Origin of the sequence: Wolbachia endosymbiont of Drosophila seguyi (assembly GCF_028981765.1) — a bacterium.
GTDB lineage: Bacteria > Pseudomonadota > Alphaproteobacteria > Rickettsiales > Anaplasmataceae > Wolbachia > Wolbachia pipientis.
In genome coordinates this window covers 1-963 of the sequence record NZ_JAPQLM010000065.1, presented here as the reverse complement: position 1 = coordinate 963, position 963 = coordinate 1, and the positions used below count along the sequence as shown (strand labels likewise).

Below are 963 nucleotides of genomic sequence, written 5' to 3'. Positions count from 1 at the left end.
TGGGAATTACTATATGCGCTTCATATTTTGGATTTACAGGTATATTACTTTTTATTCCAATAATAGCAATGTTCAATGTATCAGTAGAATATGCAATCAATAAATATTTTAAAAGTGAGCTTTATAAAAACGGCTAACAGACCTTTTGCATAATCAATTTATGGTAAGAGGAGAAATGAGCCCAGAATACCTGACACATTTGAGGAGCGTAAGTAAATTTCTGCGCAAAAATTACTACCAGAAAGAGGTTACGTAAGAGGTTCAACGTGCAATTAAATTTATTTAACAACAATCAAGCTGATTATAGCCGGCAAAATTACATCATTTTAGATGAAAATAAGCACGTATATAATTCGGTAGTTAATGATTTATCTTGGAAATGTCTGATTCTTTTTGGACCTAAAAGCTCCGGTAAAACTCATCTTGCTCATATTTGGCAATCAATAAACGATGCAATCTTTATCAATGTGAATAACTTCGTAAGCGAGATTAGGTATAGCGATGCTTTTATTTTAGAAGACGTACAAAACATTAAAGATGAAGCCATGTTATTACATTGTTACAATTACATGAAAGAAAACGACAAGAGGCTGCTAATCACTTCTTCAATTTCACCAAAAAAGCTTAACTTCAAACTAAGAGATTTAAGTTCTCGAATATTATCAACTATCAGCGTAAAAATTTTGCCTGCAAGCGAGGAATTATTAAGAATTATGCTAATAAAACGATTTTCAGATAAACAGTTAAAAATTGATTTAAAAGTGATTAATTATATTTTAGCAAGAATAGAACGTTCTTTCTATAGCATTGATAAAATTATAGAAAAGATAGATAATGAATCTATAGGGTCAAATGTGACCGTTCCTTTTATTAGCACTTTATTAAAAAAAGATGCCATTTGATTTCTTCTTTTGTAAAGGTGTATATTAAAAATTTATTAACACCCATAACACTAACGTAATT

The 963-nt window shown here is 29.6% G+C and carries 1 protein-coding gene and 1 pseudogene; both read left to right on the top strand.

The window, feature by feature from the left end:
* Positions 1-137 (top strand): annotated as a pseudogene (locus OZD62_RS06105) (AI-2E family transporter); the annotation flags it as partial.
* Positions 138-266: 129 nt separating this feature from the next.
* Complete coding sequence (locus tag OZD62_RS01280) at positions 267-902, top strand: DnaA ATPase domain-containing protein (protein ID WP_006280257.1); 636 nt, start codon at positions 267-269, stop codon at positions 900-902.
* Positions 903-963: the final 61 nt, after the last annotated feature.